This window comes from Pseudoalteromonas sp. TB25 (genome assembly GCF_000497995.1).
Lineage (GTDB): Bacteria > Pseudomonadota > Gammaproteobacteria > Enterobacterales > Alteromonadaceae > Pseudoalteromonas > Pseudoalteromonas distincta.
In genome coordinates, this window is sequence record NZ_AUTI01000433.1 from 1 (window position 1) to 2,467 (window position 2,467).

1 rRNA gene is annotated in these 2,467 nt (G+C 49.7%); it reads left to right on the top strand.

Annotation, left to right across the window (positions count from 1 at the left end):
* Positions 1–2,251 (top strand): 23S ribosomal RNA (locus tag L652_RS0121105); the annotation flags it as partial.
* Between the last annotated feature and the right edge of the window lie 216 nt (positions 2,252–2,467).

A 2,467-nucleotide genomic window follows, 5' to 3' on the forward strand; every position in this document is an offset into this window, starting at 1 on the left:
TAGTTGCAAGGTATAGACCCGAAACCCGGTGATCTAGCCATGGGCAGGTTGAAGGTTGAGTAACATCAACTGGAGGACCGAACCCACTAACGTTGAAAAGTTAGGGGATGACCTGTGGCTAGGAGTGAAAGGCTAATCAAACCGGGAGATAGCTGGTTCTCCCCGAAATCTATTTAGGTAGAGCCTCGGACGAATACTTACGGGGGTAGAGCACTGTTAAGGCTAGGGGGTCATCCCGACTTACCAACCCTTTGCAAACTCCGAATACCGTAAAGTAATATCCGGGAGACACACGGCGGGTGCTAACGTCCGTCGTGAAGAGGGAAACAACCCAGACCGCCAGCTAAGGTCCCAAAGTCATAGTTAAGTGGGAAACGATGTGGAAAGGCCCAGACAGCCAGGAGGTTGGCTTAGAAGCAGCCATCCTTTAAAGAAAGCGTAATAGCTCACTGGTCGAGTCGGTCTGCGCGGAAGATGTAACGGGGCTAAACTATGCACCGAAGCTGCGGATTCAGAATTTATTCTGAGTGGTAGGGGAGCGTTCTGTAAGCGGTTGAAGGTGTACCGGGAGGTATGCTGGACGTATCAGAAGTGCGAATGCTGACATGAGTAACGATAATGGGAGTGAAAAACTCCCACGCCGGAAGACCAAGGGTTCCTATCCCATGTTAATCAGGGTAGGGTAAGTCGACCCCTAAGGCGAGGCCGAAAGGCGTAGTCGATGGGAAACAGATTAATATTTCTGTACTCGATATAATTGCGATGGGGGGACGGAGCAGGCTAAACAAGCATGGCGTTGGTAGTCCATGTGAAAGTGAGTAGGTTGGCGACTTAGGTAAATCCGGGTTGCTATTAAGACTGAGACACGAGACGAGTCACTAAGGTGATGAAGTTGTTGATGCCATACTTCCAGGAAAAGCCTCTAAGCTTCAGATTATATGGAATCGTACCCCAAACCGACACAGGTGGTCAGGTAGAGAATACTAAGGCGCTTGAGAGAACTCGGGTGAAGGAACTAGGCAAAATCGTACCGTAACTTCGGGAGAAGGTACGCTCCTATCTGTGATGAGACTTGCTCTCTAAGCGGACGGGAGCCGCAGTGACCAGGTGGCTGGGACTGTTTATTAAAAACACAGCACTGTGCAAAATCGCAAGATGACGTATACGGTGTGACACCTGCCCGGTGCCGGAAGGTTAATTGATGGGGTTATCCTTAGGGAGAAGCTCTTGATCGAAGCCCCGGTAAACGGCGGCCGTAACTATAACGGTCCTAAGGTAGCGAAATTCCTTGTCGGGTAAGTTCCGACCTGCACGAATGGTGTAACCATGGCCACGCTGTCTCCACCCGAGACTCAGTGAAATTGAAATCGCAGTGAAGATGCTGTGTACCCGCGGCTAGACGGAAAGACCCCGTGAACCTTTACTACAGCTTGGCACTGAACATTGAACCTACATGTGTAGGATAGGTGGGAGACTTTGAAGCAGCGACGCTAGTTGTTGTGGAGTCGTCCTTGAAATACCACCCTTGTAGTTTTGATGTTCTAACGTTGGCCCCTGAATCGGGGTTACGGACAGTGCCTGGTGGGTAGTTTGACTGGGGCGGTCTCCTCCTAAAGAGTAACGGAGGAGCACGAAGGTTGGCTAAGTACGGTCGGACATCGTACGGTTAGTGTAATGGTAGAAGCCAGCTTAACTGCGAGACAGACACGTCGAGCAGGTACGAAAGTAGGTCATAGTGATCCGGTGGTTCTGAATGGAAGGGCCATCGCTCAACGGATAAAAGGTACTCCGGGGATAACAGGCTGATACCGCCCAAGAGTTCATATCGACGGCGGTGTTTGGCACCTCGATGTCGGCTCATCACATCCTGGGGCTGAAGTCGGTCCCAAGGGTATGGCTGTTCGCCATTTAAAGTGGTACGCGAGCTGGGTTTAGAACGTCGTGAGACAGTTCGGTCCCTATCTGCCGTGGGCGTTTGAGAATTGAGAGGGGTTGCTCCTAGTACGAGAGGACCGGAGTGAACGAACCGCTGGTGTTCGGGTTGTCATGCCAATGGCATTGCCCGGTAGCTACGTTCGGAACTGATAAGCGCTGAAAGCATCTAAGCGCGAAGCAGGCCTCGAGATGAGTTCTCACTAGACTTTTAAAGTCTCTGAAGGGCCGTTGAAGACTACAACGTTGATAGGCAAGATGTGGAAGTGGTGTGAGCCATTAAGCTAACTTGTACTAATTACCCGTGAGGCTTAACCATACAACGCCAAACGCGTTTTATGTGATAGTGAAACAAGCGAAGAAGTTAATATAACTAAAGTAGAAATTACTTAGAAAAGCTTAAAAAATATTATCAGATATTTTCCAAATTCAGTTAGTGCGTAGAAATACGTATTAACGCCCAAATTTGCTTGGTGACAATAGCGTTTTGGACCCACCTGACTCCATGCCGAACTCAGTAGTGAAACGAAACAGC